At 70.1% G+C, this 17,989-nt stretch carries 19 protein-coding genes; 15 read left to right on the forward strand and 4 right to left on the reverse strand.

Features of this window, described 5'->3' with window-relative positions; all coding sequences use genetic code 11:
- The first annotated feature begins 10 nt into the window (after positions 1-10).
- The 5 genes from Tharo_RS03790 (at position 11) to Tharo_RS03810 (ending at position 4,487) form a co-directional block, all read left to right on the forward strand.
- Positions 11-952 carry an SURF1 family protein gene (locus Tharo_RS03790; protein ID WP_107220039.1) on the forward strand — a complete coding sequence of 314 codons (942 nt, stop codon included), beginning with the start codon at positions 11-13 and terminating at the stop codon, positions 950-952.
- Positions 918-1,604 (forward strand): hypothetical protein, encoded by a 687-nt coding sequence (locus Tharo_RS03795; RefSeq protein WP_245880989.1) that lies wholly within the window; start codon positions 918-920, stop codon positions 1,602-1,604. Before Tharo_RS03790 ends, Tharo_RS03795 begins: the two co-directional genes overlap by 35 nt.
- Positions 1,601-2,809 carry a COX15/CtaA family protein gene (locus tag Tharo_RS03800; protein WP_342749583.1) on the forward strand — a complete coding sequence of 403 codons (1,209 nt, stop codon included), beginning with the start codon at positions 1,601-1,603 and terminating at the stop codon, positions 2,807-2,809. Before Tharo_RS03795 ends, Tharo_RS03800 begins: the two co-directional genes overlap by 4 nt.
- Complete coding sequence (locus Tharo_RS03805; RefSeq protein WP_107220040.1) at positions 2,806-3,702, forward strand: heme o synthase; 897 nt, start codon at positions 2,806-2,808, stop codon at positions 3,700-3,702. The genes Tharo_RS03800 and Tharo_RS03805 overlap by 4 nt, the downstream gene beginning before the upstream one ends.
- A 146-nt stretch (positions 3,703-3,848) precedes the next feature.
- The gene (locus Tharo_RS03810) at positions 3,849-4,487 is read left to right on the forward strand and encodes an SCO family protein (protein WP_107220041.1); all 639 of its coding nucleotides are present in this window, start codon (positions 3,849-3,851) and stop codon (positions 4,485-4,487) included.
- Between the two features lie 56 nt (positions 4,488-4,543).
- Here the strand turns inward: Tharo_RS03810 and rpoH are convergent, their stop codons facing one another.
- Positions 4,544-5,395, reverse strand: coding sequence for an RNA polymerase sigma factor RpoH (rpoH, locus tag Tharo_RS03815; protein ID WP_107220042.1), 852 nt, complete (start codon positions 5,393-5,395; stop codon positions 4,544-4,546).
- A 271-nt stretch (positions 5,396-5,666) separates the two neighbouring features.
- On the opposite strand from rpoH, the gene Tharo_RS03820 reads away from it, so the two are divergent.
- The 3 genes from Tharo_RS03820 (at position 5,667) to Tharo_RS03830 (ending at position 7,560) form a co-directional block, all read left to right on the forward strand.
- Entirely contained in the window at positions 5,667-6,734 is a 1,068-nt protein-coding gene (locus Tharo_RS03820) for a porin (RefSeq protein WP_107220043.1), read from the forward strand.
- 170 nt (positions 6,735-6,904) lie between these two features.
- A complete protein-coding gene (locus Tharo_RS03825; protein ID WP_107220044.1) occupies positions 6,905-7,150 on the forward strand; it encodes a hypothetical protein in 246 nt (81 codons plus the stop codon).
- Positions 7,147-7,560, forward strand: coding sequence for a type II toxin-antitoxin system HicB family antitoxin (locus Tharo_RS03830; RefSeq protein ID WP_107220045.1), 414 nt, complete (start codon positions 7,147-7,149; stop codon positions 7,558-7,560). The genes Tharo_RS03825 and Tharo_RS03830 overlap by 4 nt, the downstream gene beginning before the upstream one ends.
- A gap of 102 nt (positions 7,561-7,662) precedes the next feature.
- Here Tharo_RS03830 and Tharo_RS03835 read toward each other — a convergent pair whose 3' ends face one another.
- A complete protein-coding gene (locus tag Tharo_RS03835) occupies positions 7,663-8,703 on the reverse strand; it encodes a porin (protein ID WP_107220046.1) in 1,041 nt (346 codons plus the stop codon).
- 249 nt (positions 8,704-8,952) lie between these two features.
- Here Tharo_RS03835 and Tharo_RS03840 point away from each other — a divergent pair, with 249 nt between their 5' ends.
- Together Tharo_RS03840 and Tharo_RS03845 are read left to right on the forward strand one after the other, a co-directional pair.
- Positions 8,953-9,162, forward strand: a complete 210-nt coding sequence (locus Tharo_RS03840) for a TA system antitoxin ParD family protein (RefSeq protein WP_107220047.1) — start codon at positions 8,953-8,955, stop codon at positions 9,160-9,162.
- Positions 9,162-9,440 (forward strand): type II toxin-antitoxin system RelE/ParE family toxin, encoded by a 279-nt coding sequence (locus tag Tharo_RS03845; protein WP_107220048.1) that lies wholly within the window; start codon positions 9,162-9,164, stop codon positions 9,438-9,440. Before Tharo_RS03840 ends, Tharo_RS03845 begins: the two co-directional genes overlap by 1 nt.
- Before the next feature lie 80 nt (positions 9,441-9,520).
- Here Tharo_RS03845 and Tharo_RS03850 read toward each other — a convergent pair whose 3' ends face one another.
- Both Tharo_RS03850 and Tharo_RS03855 read right to left on the reverse strand, forming a co-directional pair.
- A complete protein-coding gene (locus Tharo_RS03850) occupies positions 9,521-10,384 on the reverse strand; it encodes a class I SAM-dependent methyltransferase (protein WP_107220049.1) in 864 nt (287 codons plus the stop codon).
- Positions 10,385-10,510: 126 nt separating this feature from the next.
- Positions 10,511-12,553: an alkaline phosphatase D family protein gene (locus tag Tharo_RS03855; protein WP_107220050.1), complete on the reverse strand. Its 2,043-nt coding sequence runs from the start codon at positions 12,551-12,553 to the stop codon at positions 10,511-10,513.
- 370 nt (positions 12,554-12,923) lie between these two features.
- Between Tharo_RS03855 and Tharo_RS03860 the strand changes: the two genes are divergently transcribed.
- The 5 genes from Tharo_RS03860 (at position 12,924) to Tharo_RS03880 (ending at position 17,945) form a co-directional block, all read left to right on the forward strand.
- The gene (locus Tharo_RS03860) at positions 12,924-13,385 is read left to right on the forward strand and encodes a CopD family protein (RefSeq protein WP_107220051.1); all 462 of its coding nucleotides are present in this window, start codon (positions 12,924-12,926) and stop codon (positions 13,383-13,385) included.
- 40 nt (positions 13,386-13,425) lie between these two features.
- Positions 13,426-14,163: an SDR family oxidoreductase gene (locus Tharo_RS03865; protein WP_245880990.1), complete on the forward strand. Its 738-nt coding sequence runs from the start codon at positions 13,426-13,428 to the stop codon at positions 14,161-14,163.
- A gap of 139 nt (positions 14,164-14,302) precedes the next feature.
- Entirely contained in the window at positions 14,303-15,883 is a 1,581-nt protein-coding gene (locus Tharo_RS03870) for a thymidine phosphorylase family protein (RefSeq protein ID WP_107220053.1), read from the forward strand.
- 78 nt (positions 15,884-15,961) lie between these two features.
- Complete coding sequence (locus Tharo_RS03875) at positions 15,962-16,861, forward strand: ribose-phosphate diphosphokinase (RefSeq protein ID WP_107220054.1); 900 nt, start codon at positions 15,962-15,964, stop codon at positions 16,859-16,861.
- 169 nt (positions 16,862-17,030) lie between these two features.
- A complete protein-coding gene (locus Tharo_RS03880) occupies positions 17,031-17,945 on the forward strand; it encodes an adenylate/guanylate cyclase domain-containing protein (protein ID WP_107220055.1) in 915 nt (304 codons plus the stop codon).
- The last annotated feature ends 44 nt before the right edge of the window (positions 17,946-17,989 follow it).

Here is a 17,989-nt window from a genome sequence, read left to right on the forward strand (position 1 = left end):
GAGCACATCGATGTCGACGCCGGGCACCTGCGGACTGCCGTCCGGGAGCCTGGCGGAGCGGCGGGGAGGGCTGAGGCCCGTGGGGCAGGGCGAGAGGCGGGCCCGGCTGCGCCACGGCCTCGCCCTGCTGGCGGGGGTGGCGATGGTCACGCTCACCGTCGCACTCGGCAACTGGCAGCTGCGGCGCGCGCAGGACAAGGCCGGGCTGCAGGCCGCGCTCGATGCCGCCGCGCAGGGTCCGGTGCGGAGCGCTCCGGCCGCCGCGGCGCTCGCCGCCGCTCCCGCAGACCCCGGCCTGCGCCCCGGGCAGCGCCTGCGGCTGGAAGGCGAATGGCTGGTGTCGGCCACCGTGTTCCTCGACAACCGCACCCACCAGGGCCGTGCCGGCTACCACGTGCTGACGCCGCTGCGCCTGGCCGACGGCTCGGGCGTGGTGCTGGTCGATCGCGGCTGGGTGGCGGCCGGCGCCGACCGTGGCGAGCTGCCCGAAGTGGCGCTCGCCGCCGGGCGCGCGGTGGTGGAAGGACGCCTGCATCTGCCCGAGGCTTCGCCTTTCACTCTGGCGCGGGGCGGAGCGGAGGTGGACGGACCTGATGGGGGCGGACCTGAGGTGGATGGACAGGACGCCGGCGGGCGGCGGTGGCAGGTGCTCGATCCGGCGCGCCTCGGCAGGCAGCCCGGGATCGGCCTGCCGCCGTGCACCGGCGCCCCGGTGGCGGCAGCGGGAGCGGGCTGCGTCGCGCCGTGGATCGTGTTGCAGACTTCGCCTGTCGCCGACGGCCTGGTGCGCGACTGGCCGCTGCCCGCGGCCGGCATCGAACGCCATCGCGGCTACGCTTTCCAGTGGTATGCCCTGGCGGCGCTCGCCGCCGTCCTGACCGCCGGCTACGCCCGGCGCCTGATCTTGCGGAGACGCCATGAGCAGCCCGACTCTCGCCGCGCCGGACGCTGAACCGGTGCCCCCGCTGCCGCCCGCCGCGCACCGCCGGGCGCGCCGCACGCTGCTGCTGCTCGCCGCGGTCTGCGTGCTGCCGGTGCTCGCTTCCTACCTGATGTTCTACCTGTGGCCGCCGCAGGGGCGGGTGAACCACGGCACCCTGCTCGAACCCGTACCCTTGCCCGCCACCGTCCTCGACGGTGCCGGCGGGCAGCCGGCGCTGGCGCGGGCCGAACTGGAAGGGCGGTGGACGCTGCTCATCACCGCCCCCGCGGCCTGCGACGCCGCCTGCACCCGCGCGCTCTACGTGATGCGCCAGGCGCGCCTCGCCCAGGCCCGGGAGATGGCGCGCGTCGGCCGGGTGTGGCTGATCACCGACGGCGGCGCGCCCGCCGCCGAAGCGCTCTCCAGCGCCGCGGCCGGTACGTCGCCCGGTGCCTCGCCTGCCGACGGGCTGCGCCTCGCCCGCGCCGATGCCGCCTGGCTCGATGCGCTGGCCCCGGCGACACCGGGCACGATCTACCTGATCGATCCGCTCGGGCAGCGGATGATGCGTTTCGACGACACCTCCGGACGCACGGCTGCGGCGCAGGCGTTGAGCCGCGACCTGCAGCGCCTGCTCAAATACTCCGGGCTCGGCCGCACCCCGCCGGGAGGGCGGCCGTGAGCGCCGGCGCCGGTTTGCCGCCGTGCCGTGCGCCTGCTGTCGTGCAGCCTCTGGCGCCGCCTCTCGCGCAGCCCCTTGCGCCAGCGCAGGAAGGCCGCGGTGCCCTCGCGCTCTACCGCGGGCTGGTGCTGGCGGCGCTGGCGCTGACCTTCGTCGTCGTCGTCTTCGGCGCCTACGTTCGCCTGGCCGATGCCGGCCTCGGCTGCCCGGACTGGCCGGGCTGCTACGGCACCCCCAGTCCGGCGCATGCCGCAGAGGCGATCCGCGACGCCCAGGCCGCCGCACCGGAGGGGCCGGTGAGCCTGTCCAAGGCGTGGAAGGAGATGATCCACCGCTATCTCGCCGCCAGCCTCGGCCTGCTGATCGTCGCCGTCGCCGCGCTCGCCTGGCGCCTGCGCGCCAGTCCGCGCGCCGCTCCTGCAGTGGCCTTCGCCCTGCTCGGGGTGGTGCTGTTCCAGGGTCTGTTGGGCAAATGGACGGTGACCCTGCTGCTCAAGCCGGCGATCGTCACCGCCCACCTGCTCGGCGGGCTGACGACGCTGGCGCTGCTGGCGTGGCTCACCCTGCGCGCCTGCGCGGCGCTGCAGATCGGCGCCGTCGCGTCCGCGGGGGCGCGCTCGTCGCGCTGGTCGCGCACGGCCGCAGCGGGGCGGGCCGGACGGCTGCGCACCGGGGCCCGCCTCGCGTTCGTCCTGCTCGTCCTCCAGATCGCCCTCGGGGGCTGGACCAGCACCAACTACGCCGCCCTCGCGTGCGCCGATTTTCCCACCTGCCACGGCAGCTTCGCGCCTGCGGCGGATTATGCCAACGCCTTTCACGTCGTCCGCGAGCTGGGGATGACGGCCGAGGGCGAGCTGCTGTCGAACGCCGCACTCACCGCGATTCACTGGTCGCACCGGCTCGGTGCGCTCGCTGCCGGCAGTGCGCTCGCCGTGCTCGGCGCGGCGCTGTGCCGGCGCCGTGCCACCGTCGACCTGGGGGCAGCGTTGCTCGCCGCGCTTGCGCTGCAGCTCGGCCTGGGCATCGCCAACGTGCTGCTGTCGCTGCCTCTGGCATTGGCTGCGGCGCACAATGCCGGCGCGGCGCTGATGCTGGGGGTGATGGTGTGGATCGTGTTCCGGCTCGGCACTCCGCGCCCGCTGCCGGTCGCCGGGGCACGGGGTGGGGCCACCGCGCCGCAGACGATCGAGGAGGAAAGAGAATGAAAACGTTCGCCCTGGACGCCGCCCGCGCCAATCGTCTGCGCGCCTTCTACGCGCTGACCAAGCCGCGGGTGAATACCCTGATCGTGTTCTGCGCGGTGATCGGCATGTTCCTCGCCGTGCCCGCGGGCCTGCCCGATGCGCTCACCGTGTTCGCCGCCACCGTCGGCATCGCCTGCGTCGCCGGGGCGGCGGCGGCGATGAACTGCCTCCTCGAACAGCAGCTCGATGCCCGCATGACGCGCACCCGCGCCCGCCCGCTGCCGCGCGGCGAGCTGGCGCCGGGCGAGGCGCTGGCCTTTGCCGGCGTGCTCGGTGGCTGCGGCCTGACGGTGCTGCACCAGGCCGTCAATCCGCTGACGATGTGGCTGACGCTGGCCACCTTCGTCGGCTACGCGGTGGTGTATACGGCGTTCCTGAAGCCGCGCACGCCTCAGAACATCGTCATCGGCGGGGCGGCCGGGGCGATGCCGCCGGTGCTCGGCTGGGCGGCGGTGGCGGGGGAAGTCCCGGCCGATGCGCTGCTGCTGTTCCTGATCATCTTCGCGTGGACCCCGCCGCACTTCTGGGCGCTGGCGCTGTACCGCAGCGCCGACTACGCCCGCGCCGGCCTGCCGATGCTGCCGGTGACCCACGGTGCGGCGTTCACCCGGCTGTCGGTGCTGCTGTATACGCTGATCCTGTTCGGCGTCACCCTGCTGCCGTTCGCCACCCGGATGAGCGGCGCGCTCTACCTGGGAGTGGCGCTGGTGCTGGGCGCGGAGTTCATCCGCCGCGCCTGGCAGCTGTACCGCGACTACAGCGACGGGCGGGCGCGGCGCACCTTCCGCTTCTCGATCACCTACCTGTTCGGCCTGTTCGCCGCGCTGCTGGTCGACCACTACCTGCGGTGGTGAGTGCGCGCGCGAGGGGGCACGGCAAGGGCTGGCACCGTTGGGATGGCAGGGCAAGGGCTGCGGCACGCTGTCGCAGCGGGTTCCGGCCGGGGCGGCAAAGGGCTACCATCGAACGATTGTCGAATCGCGATAGAACAGGTCCTGCCATGGGTTTCAGCGCTACATCCTCCGCCACCGCCACCCTCTATCCACGCCTTCTGCGCCGGTTGCGCGCGGCTGCGCTCGGGCTGCTCGCGCTCGGCGCGCTCGCCGCCTGCACGCCGCCCGAACCGGTGTTCCGCAGCACCGACATCAGCGGCGCCGACTACGGCAAAGGCTTCACCCTCACCGACCACCACGGCCAGGTGCGCAGCCTGGCCGATTTCCGCGGCAAGGTCGTGACCCTCTTTTTCGGCTATACCCAGTGCCCGGATGTCTGCCCCACCGCGCTGTCGGGGATGAGCGAGGTCATCGGCCGCCTCGGCGCCGACGGCGAGCGCGTGCAGGTGGTCTTCGTCACCGTCGACCCCGAGCGCGACACCCCCGCGCTGCTCGCCGAATACGTGCCGCTGTTCGATCCGCGCTTTCTCGGCCTCACCGGCAGCCCCGAGGAAATCGCCGCGGTGGCGAAGGAATTCCGCGTCTTCTACCGCAAGAGCGGCGATCTCGAAGGCCATTACACCGTCGACCACTCGGCCGGAACCTACGTCTTCGACCCCCAGGGCCGGCTGCGCCTGTACCTGCGCCACGGCGAAACCGCGGAAACGGTGGTCGCCGACATCCAGGCGCTGCTCGACGGCAAGTAGGCGCCGGAGCGGGCGCCCGCTCCGGCTTGTCGAGACTGTGCGGGAGGCGCTTCGGGTTACGCCACCGCGGCGAGCATGCCGCGCATCTTCTGCATCGCCTTGGCTTCGATCTGGCGGATGCGCTCGGCCGACACGCCGTATTCGGCCGCCAGCTCGTGCAGGGTGGCGCCGCCGTCTTCGGTGAGCCAGCGGCGCTGGACGATGGCGCGGCTGCGTTCGTCGAGCCCGGCTAGCGCGCTCTTCAGGCCGCGGTCCTGGAGGTGGGCGAGCTGGGCCTGTTCGAGCACTTCGGACGGTTCGGCGTGGGGGTCGGGCAGATAGGCGATGGGGGCGAAACGTTCGTCCTCGTCGTCGCTGCCGGCGTCGAGTGGAATGTCGCGCCCGCCGAGGCGGGTTTCCATTTCCACCACTTCCTCGGGCTTGACTCCGAGCTGGGTGGCGATGGCGTCGACTTCGCCGGGGTTGAGCGTGCTGCTGTCGCGCTTCAGGCTGCGCAGGTTGAAGAACAGCTTGCGCTGGGCCTTGGTGGTGGCGATCTTCACCAGGCGCCAGTTCTTGAGGATGTATTCGTGGATCTCGGCCTTGATCCAGTGGATCGCGAACGACACCAAGCGCACGCCGCGCGCCGGGTCGAAGCGCTTGACCGCCTTCATCAGGCCGACGTTGCCTTCCTGGATCAGGTCGGCGTGGGGCAGGCCGTAGCCCAGGTAGCCGCGGGCGATGGCCACGACCACGCGCAGGTGCGACATCACCAGCTGGCGTGCGGCTTCTACATCGGCTTCTTCGCGCAAGCGCGTCGCCAGTTCCACTTCCTGCTGCTCGCTGAGCATCGGCATCCGGTTTACGGTCTGGATGTACTGGTCCAGGCTGCCGGCGGCGGGAACGGGAAACGTCAGGGCTTGGGACATGGGTTCGATTCCTCCTCTCGGGTAAATATTAGCACTCGCGGCGTGGGAGTGCTAAGAGGGGGATGAGTTCCGGGGGAGACGTAGCGCGCCACCGCTTGCCCGGGTGTTCTGTTGCACGCCTGCAACAAGAATCCCCGGAATGTGGCGTTTCGGTGCGCTCGGGCTTGCAAGGGTGACGGGCGGTTTGCAGAATCGTTGCAACTTCTCGCCAGAGAGGTGAGTAGGGCCGAGGCGAACGCCTGGGTCTCAACTTCAATTTGAGGAGAAACACATGCAGAAGAAACTGATCGCGCTGGCCGTCGCCGGCCTGATTTCGGCCCCGGTCTTCGCGCAGTCGAACGTCACCGTCTATGGTATCGCCGACGTTTACTATGGCTTCGGTAAGTACGACGACAACAAATTCAACGGCATCGAGAGCGGCGGTCTGGCCGGTTCGCGCCTGGGCTTCAAGGGCAGCGAAGACCTCGGCAACGGCCTGAAGGCGCTGTTCACCCTCGAATACAGCATCGACCTCGACAAGAACGAAGGCGTCGGCACCACCGGCCTGCGTTCGCGCCAGCAGTTCGTCGGCCTGCAGGGCGGCTTCGGCTTCATCGGCGCCGGCCGCCAGTATGCGCCGGGCTACGGCTACGTTGCCAAGTACGACACTTCGGCGATCGTGCCGCTGAGCCCCTACCACAAGTTCGTCGGCGCCAACGGCTCCAACATCCAGGCCGGCAGCGCATCCCGCGTCAGCAACTCGATCAACTACATCTCGCCGAACTTCGGCGGCCTGACCATCAATGCGATCTACGGCTTCAACGAAGTCAATCAGGACGAGGACCGCACTGCCGGCGACCTCGCCCAGATCGGCGCCGACTACACCAACGGCCCGCTGGCGGTCAGCCTGATCTACAGCCAGGTCAGTCAGGATGCCGGTGCGATTCCCAGCGAGAAGTTCAATGGCATCGCCGACGACGACAAGAAGGAATGGTTCGTCGGCGCGTCCTACGACTTCAAGGTGGTCAAGGTCACCGGCATGTACAACAGCGTCGAGGATGCCGACAACAACGGCGACACCAACAACGTCTGGGCGCTCGGCGCCATCGTTCCGGTCAGCGCTGCCGGCTCGGTCCGCCTGAGCTACGCCGCTGCCGACAACGACCGGGACGACAGCGATGCCGACGGCTGGACCGTGTATTACTACCACGGCCTGTCGAAGCGCACCACGCTGTACACCGGCTATGCCCGCATCAGCAACGACGACGCGACCTCGCACAGCCTCCTCGCCAGCACCGCAGGTCAGGGCGCCGACGAGAACGCCAGCAGCTTCGTGGTCGGTGTGAACCACACCTTCTGATCTGTCTTCACCGACAGTTTGGAAAATCGAAACGGGCCTTCGGGCCCGTTTTGTCGTCTACGGCGGCGGAAACCGGGGGGCGCAATTTCCAGATAGGTCCCGATTCAGGTGGGTGCTCTGCTTTCGCCAGTCTTCTTGCTTGATGATATTTCCAGTAGTACTATCATTTTATGAATGCCGCCACAAAGTTACTTGAAGCCATGCGCAACAACCCGCGCGATTGGCGGATCGAGCAGCTTCAGACGGTTGCACGGCAGTTGGGCATGGCGGTCCGGTGCGAGGGTGGCAGTCACCATGTCTTCTCGCATGAGGCGGTGGCGGACATGCTGAGCGTCCCGGCACACCGACCGATCAAGCCGGTATATGTGCGCCGCTTCGTGGCGCTGGTCGATAAAGTGAAGGAGTCGCAAGCATGAGCGAAGTCGACAGCATTCCCCGCGTCGCTCCGCCGTGGCCGTTCGAGGCTTACGCGCACATCATCAGTCCGATTGCCGCGGAGGACGGCGGCGGTTACCTGATTACTTTCCCCGATCTTCCCGGCTGCATGTCCGATGGCGAAACCGAGGCCGATGCGGTCGAAAATGGTCGCGATGCGTTCATTGCCGTGGTTTCCGCACTTGCCGACATGGGGCGCGACATTCCCGCACCGTCATTCAGCCCGGACGATGCGGCCGCGCCGGGGGCGTCCGGCAAGTTCGTCGCTCGCGTGCCGAAGTCCATCCACGCCAAGCTCACCACACGTGCCAGGGCCGAAGGCGTGTCGCTCAATACTCTGGTGCTGGCGCTGATCGCAGAAGGACTGGGAAGGCGCGAAAGCCGCGCCTGATTCAGGCGGGTGGGAGTACGGGGACACGACTTTCTCCTGGCGCCTCTCTTCCCCGAAAAAAACGGGCGCCCAGGCGCCCGTTCGAAGTGGCCGCGAGCGGGCTCAGAAGGTGTGGCACACGCCGACGACGAAGTTGTCGCTGTCTTCGCCGAAGACATCGGCGCCGTCGATCTTGTTGCTGGCGAGGTTGGTCTGCTTGGTCAGGCTGCCGTTGTCGTTGCGCAGGAAGCCGGTGTACAGCGTGGTGCGCTTGGACATCGGGTAGGTGTAGGCGAGCACCCAGGACTTGACGTCGTAGTCGCTGCCGGCGTCGGCGTCGAGCTTGCCCCAGGCGACATGAACCTTGCCGCTGCCGGCGGGGACGACGGCGCCGAGCTGGACGATCTTGTCGGTGTTGCCGGCCTTGCCGATGACGTCCTTCACCTGCTGGTAGGACCCGAGCACGGTCGCCACGCCGAAGTCGTAGGCGGCGCCGAGCATCCATTCCTTCTGGTCCTCGCGGTCGTCGCCGCCTTCGATCTGCTGGAAGGTCAGGCCGGCGGCGAGCGGGCCGTTCTTGTATTCGACGCCGAGGCCGAGCTTGTCGTTGCTGCGGCGGTCGTCGTCCTGGTTGGTCTCGTTGAAGCTGTAGATGGCGTTGACGCTGAGGCCGCCGAAGCTGGGCGACTTGTAGTTGATCGCGTTGTCGAAGCGCGAGCCGCTGCCGGCGTCGATCGTCGCCTTGGCCGCCTTGGCGAGCTGGATCTGCGGGCTGAGCGCGCTCGAGCCGGCGGTGGCGTCGTACTTGTTCACGAAATAGCCGGGCGCGTACTGGCGGCCGAGGCCGAGAAAGCCGAAGCCGCCCTGCAGGGCGACGAACTGCTGGCGCGCACCACTGGTGCCGACACCTTCGTTCTTGTCCAGGCTCAGTGTGTATTCCAGGGTGAACAGCGCCTTCAGGCCGTTGCCGAGGTCTTCGCTGCCCTTGAAACCGAGGCGTGCGCCCGACAGGCCGCCGCTGTTGACCCCGGTGAAGGTGTTGTCGTCGTACGTGCCGTAGCCGAAGTAGGTATCGGCGACGCCATACACGGTGACGTTGGACTGCGCCAGCAGCGGCGTGGATACGGCGCCCGCGAGCGCCAGGGCGATGAACTTGGCCTTCATGGTTTCTCCTTGAGCGGATGAAAGGGAGGAAATCAGGAAGGGCAGTTTCGCAACACGGTGTTACATGGGTGCTACAGCCGGGGCTGCAGCAGGGGTGGTCCGGTCCGGGTTCCGGCGCCTCCTCGCCCTGCTGCGCTGGCGCGACAGGGACCTCCGCCGCCAAGGGGGCTCCGCCTGCGTCTGGCCTTTGGGTTACCTTTGGGTGTCTTTGGCGCTAAGATGGGTCCGTTCCAAAGGAGGGGCCCAGCCATGTCCATCAATGTCAAACTCCCGGAAACGCTGGTCGACCAGGCCCGCCGCCACGCCTCGATCGAGCACCGCTCAGTGCCCAAGCAGATCGAGCACTGGTCCAGGATCGGCAAGATCGCCGAAGAAAACCCGGACCTACCGTTCTCGATGATCCGCGAGATTCTGATCGCCGACCAGGAAGAGACGGTCGGTGAGTATCCGTTCGGCTGATGCGGATTCTTGTTACCCCAACCTTCGAGCGTGCCCTCAAGAAACTGCACCGACAGCAAAAGGCCGACCTCGATGCGGCCGTTCGTGCCGTGGCCGCAGATGCAGGGATTGGTGAAGCCAAGGTCGGCGACCTGGCGGGGATTCGTGTGTACAAGTTCAGGCTGGGAAATCAGCTGTGCCTGCTGTCCTACCGCATTCTTGACGAAGAAACGATCAAGCTGCTGACCGTCGGGCCTCACGAAAACTTCTATCGCGAGCTGAAGCGGCTGGAACATTGAGGAGATGTCCCGCTGCCGGGCGGCCGGGGTCGCCCTCGTCGCGCGGGGCCTTTCCGCCGGCAGGACGGGACGTGGGCGGATCAGGCGTGGCGGGGTGTGCTGAAAAAGCGCGTTGCCAGCTCTTCCAACCCGAGAGTGGCGAGCAGTTCGGCGAGCCGTTCGGCGGCGCGGCGGGCGGGCGGGTTCTGGCGGCGGGCAATGATCAGCTCGTTCTTCATCGAATGCTCCCAGCCCACCAGCTCGGTGACGCTGACCTGGTAGCCGTGCGCTTCGAGTTGCAGGCAGCGCAGCACGTTGGTGAGGTGGCTGCCGAACTCGCGGGTGTGCAGCGGGTGGCGCCACAGCTCGGCGAGGCTGTGCCTGAGCGCCTGCGCTTTGTGCTTGCGCAGCACGGCGGCGACTTCGGCCTGGCAGCACGGCACCAGGACGATGAAGCGGGCCTGCTTTTCGAGGGCGAAGCGGATTGCGTCGTCGGTGGCGGTGTCGCAGGCGTGGAGCGCGGTGACGAGGTCGACCTGCGCGGGCAGGCGCTCGGAGGTGATCGAGTCGGCCACGCTCAGGTTGTGAAAGCGCATGCCGGCGGAAAAACCGAGCTTGTCGGCGAGCCGGCGCGAGCTCATCACCAGCTCGTCGCGGGTCTCGATGCCGTGGATGCGTCCGGCCGGCGCGTGCTGCCTGAAGAACAGGTCGTAGAGGATGAAGCCGAGGTAGGACTTGCCCGCGCCGTGGTCGACGAGCTCGATTCCGGGGCGGGCGGCGAGCGCTTCGGCGAGCAGCGGCTCGATGAACTGGTAGAGGTGATAGACCTGCTTGAGCTTGCGCCGGCTGTCCTGGTTGAGCTTGCCGTCGCGGGTCAGGATATGAAGCTGCTTGAGGAGTTCGATCGACTGCCCGGGGCGGATTTCGGGATGGGCGGCGGGCGGTGTGGTGGGCGGCGTGGTCATGGGCGGGTGCGGGGGTCTGGAAAGGGGGTTTGGAAACAAGGGAATGGCGCGGACTGTACTCCCGGGTGGGGACGGGACCAAGCCCGATCCGGTGGTGCGGCCCGGGAACTCGCCCGGCGGCGCGCCTCACTCCCAGCGCGATTCGGCCTCTTCGCGCAGGAAGCGCACGCTGCGGCCGTCGCCGAGGAGCTCGCGGATGCGCCACGGCGCGCCCTCCGCATCGAGTTCGACGAGGCCGATGCCGCTGCCGTTGAGCAGCCGGCGCCCGGGCGCGGCGCCTTCCGGAGTGCGCGGGATCACCCGCATCCGGCGCCGGCGGGTGAGCCAGTTCAGCGGCGAGCGCGGCGAATACAGCCAGCGGTTGGCGCGGTCGAGCACGGCGAGCAGGCGCGGGGGGAATTCGTTGCGCACGCCGCTGCTGCAGATCTGCCAGATGTCCGGGCCGCGCACCCGGCCGCGGAGCTCGACGTCGTAGACGAAGGAGTAGTGCACGTCGCCCGAGAGCACGACGAAGTGCCGCGGCGTCTTGCGGTGGCGGAAGATGTTGAGGATCGCCTGGGCCGCGCCGCGGTGCGCCATCCAGTTTTCCGCATCGACCAGCAGCGGGTGGCCGAGCCAGGTGAACAGGCGCTGGATCACTTCGATCAGCTTGACGCCGAAGATCGGCGCCGGCGACACCAGCAGCACCGCCGGGTGGCCACGCAAGGTGTGCTGGAGGTCGGTCAGCGCTTCCCAGTCCATCAGCCCGGAGGGGCGGCGGGCGGCGAGCTCGGAGCGCCAGCGATGGGTGCGGGTGTCGATCACCACCAGCGGCGGGGTGGTCGGCCATTCGTAGTGCCAGGCATCGAAGGCCTGCAGCTGCTCGATGCAGGCATCGTGGGCCGCGCTGCCGGGCGCGGCCAGCGCGCCGGCGAGGGCGTCGAGCAGTGCCGGGGGGAAGGCTTCGGGGCAGTTGCCCCAGCCCTGGTTGATCAGGTAGGCCGCCAGCGCGTTGCCCAGCACGCGGCGCGAGAAGGCGTGGCCGTAGGCGGTTTCCTCCCACTCGCGGCTCAGGTTCCAGTCGTCGGTGATGTCGTGGTCGTCGAAGATCATCGCCACCGGCAGGTGGGCGAACACCCGGCGCACCGCCGGCAGCTCGGCGACGAAAGCTTCGAGCGCGTGCTGCTCCTGCGCGAACAGTGCGCGCTCGCGGGCATCGAGCGCGGGCGGCGGGTCGATCTCCAGACCCTGCCAGGGAACGGGCGACCACACCAGCAGGTACATCGCCAGCACTTCGGCGAGGGTGATCAGGTGGTTGTGTGCGTTCGCGGTGGTGAACACCGGCTTTTCCGCGCCGCCGAACAGGATGTCGACCAGCGCGCGGTGATGGGGCAGGCGCGGCAGCAGGGCTTCGCGCCGGTAGTAGCCGGCCGGGTGCGCATACAGCGTGCCGGGTTCGGCGAGGGCGGGATCGTCGGTGCCGGGGAGGGCTTCGGCGGGCAGACCGAGGGCGGCAATCAGGCGGTGGATGGCGCGCAGCATGGGGCCGGCGACGTCGTCGGCGTAGATCTGGTCGCCCGACAGCACCAGCGCCGAGGGCCAGGCGGGGAGCGCGTCGCCGTCCGCGTCCGCGCCGGCGCCGTGTCCCGGGTGTGCGGCGGATGCGGTGTGGCCGCTGCCGGCGGCGATGCAGCGCGCGAGCAGGCGGTCGGCGGCGGCCAGGCCGTCGCCGCCGAGGTGGTGGGGCCTGCGGCAGGAGCCGTGGAGCAGGGCGTGCACCGTGGGCATCAGGACGAAGCCGGGCGAGCTTTTGCCCGGATAGCACAGGTCCGGCGCCCACTCCTGCCAGCCCTGCCAGGCCCGGCCGTCGCCGTCGAGGGGCTGCAGCGCCAGGTCGTAGCCGATCCAGCCGCCGATGGGCAGCGCGGGCTCGAGCGCCAGCTCGAGCAGCAGGTAATCCAGCCGGGCACCGGCGGCGAGATGGCGGCAGCCGGCCTCGCCCGGCTCGAGGGCGTGGCGGCGTGGCGTGCCGTCGCCGGCGTCCAGGCTCAGGCGGATGCGCGCCGGAGTGCGCAGGGCGAGCCAGATCGTCAGCCGCGCGGGGGTGAGCCGGCGCAGGATCGGGCCGGCGAGGACGAGGGGCTCGGCGGGGGCGGGGGCGGACGACGGGGCGCTGGGAGCAGGCGGCATGGGCTGGTGTGGCAGGGGGGCAAGCTGCGGGAAGGGGGCTCGAAGGGGCCGGAAAGGTGAAGAATCCCGCCTCGCGCCCGCCCCGCAGCGGCTGGCTCACGGCAGGGTGGCTTGTGGCAGGGCGGATGTGCGCAAGGGCAGGGCGATTATCGCCCAGTTCGAACGGCGGCTGTGCCACCGGAGCCGGGGCGCCGCCGCCGCCGTTTTGCCGTCTCCTTGCGCAGGGGCGCGGGCTGCCGCGGTTTCGATGCCCGCGCGCGGGCGTGGACCCGGCGCTCCGGGCGAACCCGTATGTGCCGCTTCGATGCGCGCACGTGGGGCGCATTTGCGGCACAATCCCCTTTACCTGTCCGCCCGGGAGTCCGCAATCATGATGCTCGATCCCCTCTTGCTGTTGCTGCACGTCGCCGGTGTCGTGGTCTGGGTCGGCGGCATGTTCTTCGCCTACATGTGCCTGCGCCCGGAAGCAGCGACTCAGCTCGAGCCGCCGCCGCGGCTGCGCTTGTGGCGGGGCGTGCTGGCGCGCTTTTTCACCTGGGTGTGGGTGGCGGTGGCGGCGGTGCTCGCCAGCGGCCTGCTGCTGATCGGGCGCGCCGGCTTTGCCGCGGCGCCGCTCAACCAGCACCTGATGCTGCTGCTCGGGCTGGTGATGATGGCGATCTTCGTATACGTGGTGTTCGTGCCCTATGCCGCCCTCGCCAGAGGGGTGGAGGGTGCGGACTGGAAAGGCGCCGGCGCCGCGCTCGGACGCATCCGCCAGCTGGTGGGGACGAACCTCGTCCTCGGCCTGCTGACGATCGCGCTCGCGACCGCGGGGCAGCTGCTCGGTTGACGGCGGCCCGGGGGCGCGCCGCGACGAGAAGGAAATGCACATGATCAAGGCCATCGTCAGCGGTCATAGCCGTGGCCTGGGCGCCGCTCTCGCCGACGAATTCCTTGCGCGCGGGATCGCGGTGCTGGGGCTCGCGCGCCATGCCAACCCGGCACTCGCGGCGCGCCATCCCGGCCTGCTGCAGGAGGCGGTGCTCGATCTCGCCGATCCTGCTGCGCTGGCCGCGTGGCTGGAAGGCCCTGCGCTGCGCGACTGGCTGGCCGACGCCGGCACCGCGCTGCTGGTGAACAACGCCGGCACGCTGCAGCCGATGGGCCCGCCCGCGCTGCAGGACCCTGCTGCGGTGGCGCGTGCAGTGGCGCTCAACGTCGCCGCGCCGCTGATGCTGAGCGCCGCCCTCTGCGCTGCGGCGCCAGCGCCCTGCATCCGCCGCGTGCTGCACGTCTCCAGCGGCGCCGCACGCAAGCCCTATCCGGGCTGGAGCGTGTATTGCGCGACCAAGGCTGCGCTCGACCACCACGCGCGCGCGGTGGCGGCCGACGACGTGGCGGGGCTGCGCATCTGCAGCCTGGCGCCGGGCGTGCTCGACACCGGCATGCAGGCCGAAATCCGTGCCACGCCGCTGGCGCGCTTTCCGCTGCGCGACCGCTTCGCCGAAATGCAGCGCAGCGGCGGCCTGGTGGCACCGGCGGAAGCCGCGATGCACCTCGTCGATTACCTGCTCGACGACGGCTTCGGCGCCGAGCCGGTGGCCGACCTGCGCGAACTCACCGGCTGAGCCGGGGCGGGGAGGCTTTCCCGCGGGCACGCTCGCGCCCGTCCGGCCCGCCGCAGCGTGGCGGCGGGGGGCAGGGGTTGCGGTCCGGGTTCGCAGTGGGCGTCTGCGTTGCGCTCGCTGCGGGTGTAATCTTGATGCCATGAACGCCGATCTTCCTTCCCCGCCCGGCGAGGGCGAAACCGCCTTTCCGCTCACCCTGCGCCGGGTGGCGGTCGACACTTACCGCGAGAACGTCGCCTACCTCCATCGCGACTGCGCGATCTACCGCGCCGAAGGCTTCCAGGCCCTGGCCAAGGTCGAAGTGCGCGCCAACGGCCGGCGCATCCTCGCCACCCTCAACGTCGTCGATGACCCAGCGATCGTCGGCTGCGGCGAAATCGGCCTGTCGATCGACGCCTTCGCCCAGATGGGCGTCGCCGACGGCCACCCGGCGATGATCGCGCAGGCCGAGCCGCCGTCGTCGATTCCTGCGCTGCACCGCAAGATCGCCGGCGAGCGCCTCGGCCGCGAGGACTTCCGCGCGATCGTGCGCGACATCGCCGAGCACCGCTATTCCAAGATCGAGCTGACCGCCTTCGTCGTCGCCAGCAACCAGGGCGAGCTCGACCGCGAGGAAGTGCTGTTCCTCACCGAGGCGATGGCCGCGGTCGGCCACCGCCTCGACTGGCGCGAGCGCCCGGTGGTGGACAAGCACTGCATCGGCGGCATTCCCGGCAACCGCACCTCGATGCTGGTGGTGCCGATCGTCGCTGCCCACGGCATGCTGTGCCCGAAGACTTCGTCGCGTGCGATCACTTCGCCCGCGGGCACCGCCGACACCATGGAAGTGCTGGCCAACGTCGAATTGCCGATGGAGGTCTTGTCCGACATCGTCCGCGTCCACCGCGGCTGTCTGGCGTGGGGCGGCACCGCTCACCTGTCGCCGGCCGACGACGTGCTGATCTCGGTCGAGCGTCCGCTGTCGATCGATTCGCCGGGGCAGATGGTCGCCTCCATCCTGTCGAAGAAAGTCGCCGCCGGCTCCACCCACCTGCTCCTCGACATCCCGGTCGGACCCAGCGCCAAGGTGCGCTCGATGCCCGAGGCGCAGCGCCTGCGCAAGCTGTTCGAGTTCGTCGCCGGGCGCATGAACCTGGCGATCGACGTCGTCATCACCGACGGCCGCCAGCCGGTGGGCAACGGCATCGGCCCGGTGCTGGAAGCGCGCGACGTGATGCGCGTGCTCGAGAACGATCCGCGCGCGCCCAACGACCTGCGCCAGAAGGCCTTGCGCCTGGCCGGGCGGATGCTCGAGTTCGACCCCGACGTGCGCGGCGGCGACGGCTTTGCGATCGCCCGCGACATCCTCGACTCGGGGCGCGCGCTGGCGAAGATGGACGCCATCATCCGCGCCCAGGGGGCGAAGCCCTTCGACCACAATGCGCCACGGCTGGCGCGCCTGAGCTTCGAACTCCTGGCCGAGGCCGACGGCATGGTGATCGGCATCGACAACCACCAGCTCGCGCGCATCGCCCGCCTCGCCGGTGCGCCCAAGGTCCAGGGCGCGGGAGTGGATCTGCTGAAAAAGCTCGGCGAGCCGGTGCACCGCGGCGAGGCCCTGTACCGCGTTCATGCCGATTATCCGGCCGACCTCGAGTTCGCCCGCCAGGCGGCGCAGCGCGCGTCCGGCTACAGCCTGGGCGAAGCGGACGAAATGCCGCTGCTGTTCGTGGAATTCTGAGCCTGCCGGGCGCATTGGGCGGTGGACGGTGTTCTCCACCCGCCGTGAATCGAAAAACGTTTTTGGGGGGGGCCTGCAATGACGACTGCCGAGACCATGCTGCTGTATTTCGACGACGAGGCCGGTCCCGCGCTGCGCCTGGCCGCGCAGGCCGGGCTGGCGGCGGCGGCGATCGAGCGCCACCGCTTTCCCGACGACGAACTGCGCCTGCGCCTGCCGCCGCTGCTGCCGCCGCAGGTGGTGGTGTACCGCGGCCTGCACCGCCCCAACGACAAGCTGGTCGAGCTGCTGCTGGCGGCGCGCACGGCGACGACCCTGGGGGCCCGCCGCCTGGGCCTGGTCGCGCCCTATCTCGCCTACATGCGCCAGGATGCGGCCTTCCACGACGGCGAGGCGGTGAGCCAGCGCATCGTCGGCGACTTTCTCGCCGGGCTGTTCGCGGCGGTCATCACCATCGACCCCCACCTGCACCGCATCGCCAGCCTCGCCGAGGCGGTGCCGGTGCACCATGCCGTCGCCCTGTGCGGAGCGCCGCTGCTTGCCGATCTCGCCGTCGCCCGGCGCGCCCGGCCAGTGCTGGTGGGGCCGGACGCCGAGTCCCGCCAGTGGGTGGAGGCGGCAGCAGTGCGCCACGGCCTGGAGGCGGTGGTGTGCGCGAAGACGCGGCGCGGCGACCGCGAGGTCGACATCGCGCTGCCGCCGCAGGCGGCTGTGGCCGGGCGCGCGGTGGTGCTGGTCGACGACGTCGCCAGCTCCGGCGTCACCCTGGCGCGCGCCGCCGAGCGGCTGCGCGCGGCCGGTGCCGCCTCGGTCGATGTCGCGGTCACCCATGCGCTGTTCGCCGACGGGGCGCTCGAACGGATCCATGCCGCTGGCGTCGGCGAAGTCTGGAGCACGGACTGCATCGCGCATCCGAGCAATGCGGTGAGCGTCGCGCCGCTGCTCGCCGCCGCGCTGCGCGCGATCGACCTGGGCTGAACGCCGCGGCTGGCGGCGTTCGGACGGCGGTATGCGGGCGGAGCGCATGTGGACGGAGCGGTGACGGCCCGCGGTCGGAATGCTAGCATCGGGCATTCCCGCAATGCAGCGATAGCCGTGCGTCCCGCCGTGCCGGGGCGGCGGGCGGATAGCCAGAGAAGAGGGCGGTGTGGAGCAATCGACGAGGACCGTGGTATTCGCCGACCTGACAGGAAGCACCGGCCTGTTCGAGTCGGCCGGCAACGTGGTGGCGACGCAGATCGTCACCCGGTGCACGCACGTGCTGAGCCGCCACCTGTCTGCCGCCGGGGGCTACATCGTGAAGTTCCTCGGCGACGGCGTGCTGGTGCTGTTCGACGATCCGGTCGCCGCGGTGCAGGCCAGCGCGCGCCTGCAGGAAGTGCTGCAGGAGCTGGCCAGCGTCGAGCTGCGTTGCGCTCCGCTGGGAGTCAAGACCGGTATCGACCGCGGCGCCGTGGTCGAATACGACGGCGACTGTTACGGCGACCCGGTCAATGTCGCCGCGCGCCTGTGCGACCGCGCCCAGGCCGGTGAAGTGCTGATCGGCGAAGCGGTGTTCGGCGGCTTGTCCGAGGGCTTGCGCCTGGCCTGCCACAGCCTCGACCGCATCACCCTCAAGGGCAAGGCCGAGCCGCTGCGGGTGTGGCGGGTGGACTTCGCGCGCACCGCCGAAACCACCCTGGCGAGCCTGCTCGACTACCACGAACTGCTCGGCGGCGCGCGCCCGCTGCAGCGCGTCGACCTCGGCTGCCTCGACCAGCATATCGAGCTCTACCCCGGCGACGGCCCGCTGATCATCGGCCGCGGCGAAGGCGCGGGCTTCGCGGTGGACGATCCGCGCGTGTCGCGGCGCCATGCCCGCATCGAATGGGCCGGCGAGCAGTGCGTGCTCACCGATTTCAGCAGCAACGGCAGCTGGGTGCGCTTCGCCGGCGCCGCGGCGCCGGTGCAGCTGCGCCGCGAACGCTGCACGCTGCACGGCGAGGGCGAAATCGTCCTCGGCACGGCGCCGGACGACTTCACCGCGCCGACGCTCGGGTTCCGCGTCATCGATGAAGGCTGATCGCGCCACCGTCCTGCGCTTTCGCTCTCCCCCCTCCCGCCCCC

It is taken from the genome of Thauera aromatica K172, assembly GCF_003030465.1.
Lineage (GTDB): Bacteria > Pseudomonadota > Gammaproteobacteria > Burkholderiales > Rhodocyclaceae > Thauera > Thauera aromatica.

Coding starts and splice junctions, on each gene's coding strand:
- Tharo_RS03875 (WP_107220054.1), top strand. CDS start 15,962: ATGACGACTGCCGAGACCATGCTGCTGTATTTCGACGACGAGGCCGGT.
- Tharo_RS03795 (WP_245880989.1), top strand. CDS start 918: ATGAGCAGCCCGACTCTCGCCGCGCCGGACGCTGAACCGGTGCCCCCG.
- Tharo_RS03855 (WP_107220050.1), bottom strand. CDS start 12,553: ATGCCGCCTGCTCCCAGCGCCCCGTCGTCCGCCCCCGCCCCCGCCGAG.
- rpoH (WP_107220042.1), bottom strand. CDS start 5,395: ATGTCCCAAGCCCTGACGTTTCCCGTTCCCGCCGCCGGCAGCCTGGAC.
- Tharo_RS03835 (WP_107220046.1), bottom strand. CDS start 8,703: ATGAAGGCCAAGTTCATCGCCCTGGCGCTCGCGGGCGCCGTATCCACG.
- Tharo_RS03830 (WP_107220045.1), top strand. CDS start 7,147: ATGAGCGAAGTCGACAGCATTCCCCGCGTCGCTCCGCCGTGGCCGTTC.
- Tharo_RS03845 (WP_107220048.1), top strand. CDS start 9,162: ATGCGGATTCTTGTTACCCCAACCTTCGAGCGTGCCCTCAAGAAACTG.
- Tharo_RS03825 (WP_107220044.1), top strand. CDS start 6,905: ATGAATGCCGCCACAAAGTTACTTGAAGCCATGCGCAACAACCCGCGC.
- Tharo_RS03850 (WP_107220049.1), bottom strand. CDS start 10,384: ATGACCACGCCGCCCACCACACCGCCCGCCGCCCATCCCGAAATCCGC.
- Tharo_RS03870 (WP_107220053.1), top strand. CDS start 14,303: ATGAACGCCGATCTTCCTTCCCCGCCCGGCGAGGGCGAAACCGCCTTT.
- Tharo_RS03805 (WP_107220040.1), top strand. CDS start 2,806: ATGAAAACGTTCGCCCTGGACGCCGCCCGCGCCAATCGTCTGCGCGCC.
- Tharo_RS03865 (WP_245880990.1), top strand. CDS start 13,426: ATGATCAAGGCCATCGTCAGCGGTCATAGCCGTGGCCTGGGCGCCGCT.
- Tharo_RS03810 (WP_107220041.1), top strand. CDS start 3,849: ATGGGTTTCAGCGCTACATCCTCCGCCACCGCCACCCTCTATCCACGC.
- Tharo_RS03820 (WP_107220043.1), top strand. CDS start 5,667: ATGCAGAAGAAACTGATCGCGCTGGCCGTCGCCGGCCTGATTTCGGCC.
- Tharo_RS03790 (WP_107220039.1), top strand. CDS start 11: ATGTCGACGCCGGGCACCTGCGGACTGCCGTCCGGGAGCCTGGCGGAG.
- Tharo_RS03840 (WP_107220047.1), top strand. CDS start 8,953: ATGTCCATCAATGTCAAACTCCCGGAAACGCTGGTCGACCAGGCCCGC.
- Tharo_RS03860 (WP_107220051.1), top strand. CDS start 12,924: ATGATGCTCGATCCCCTCTTGCTGTTGCTGCACGTCGCCGGTGTCGTG.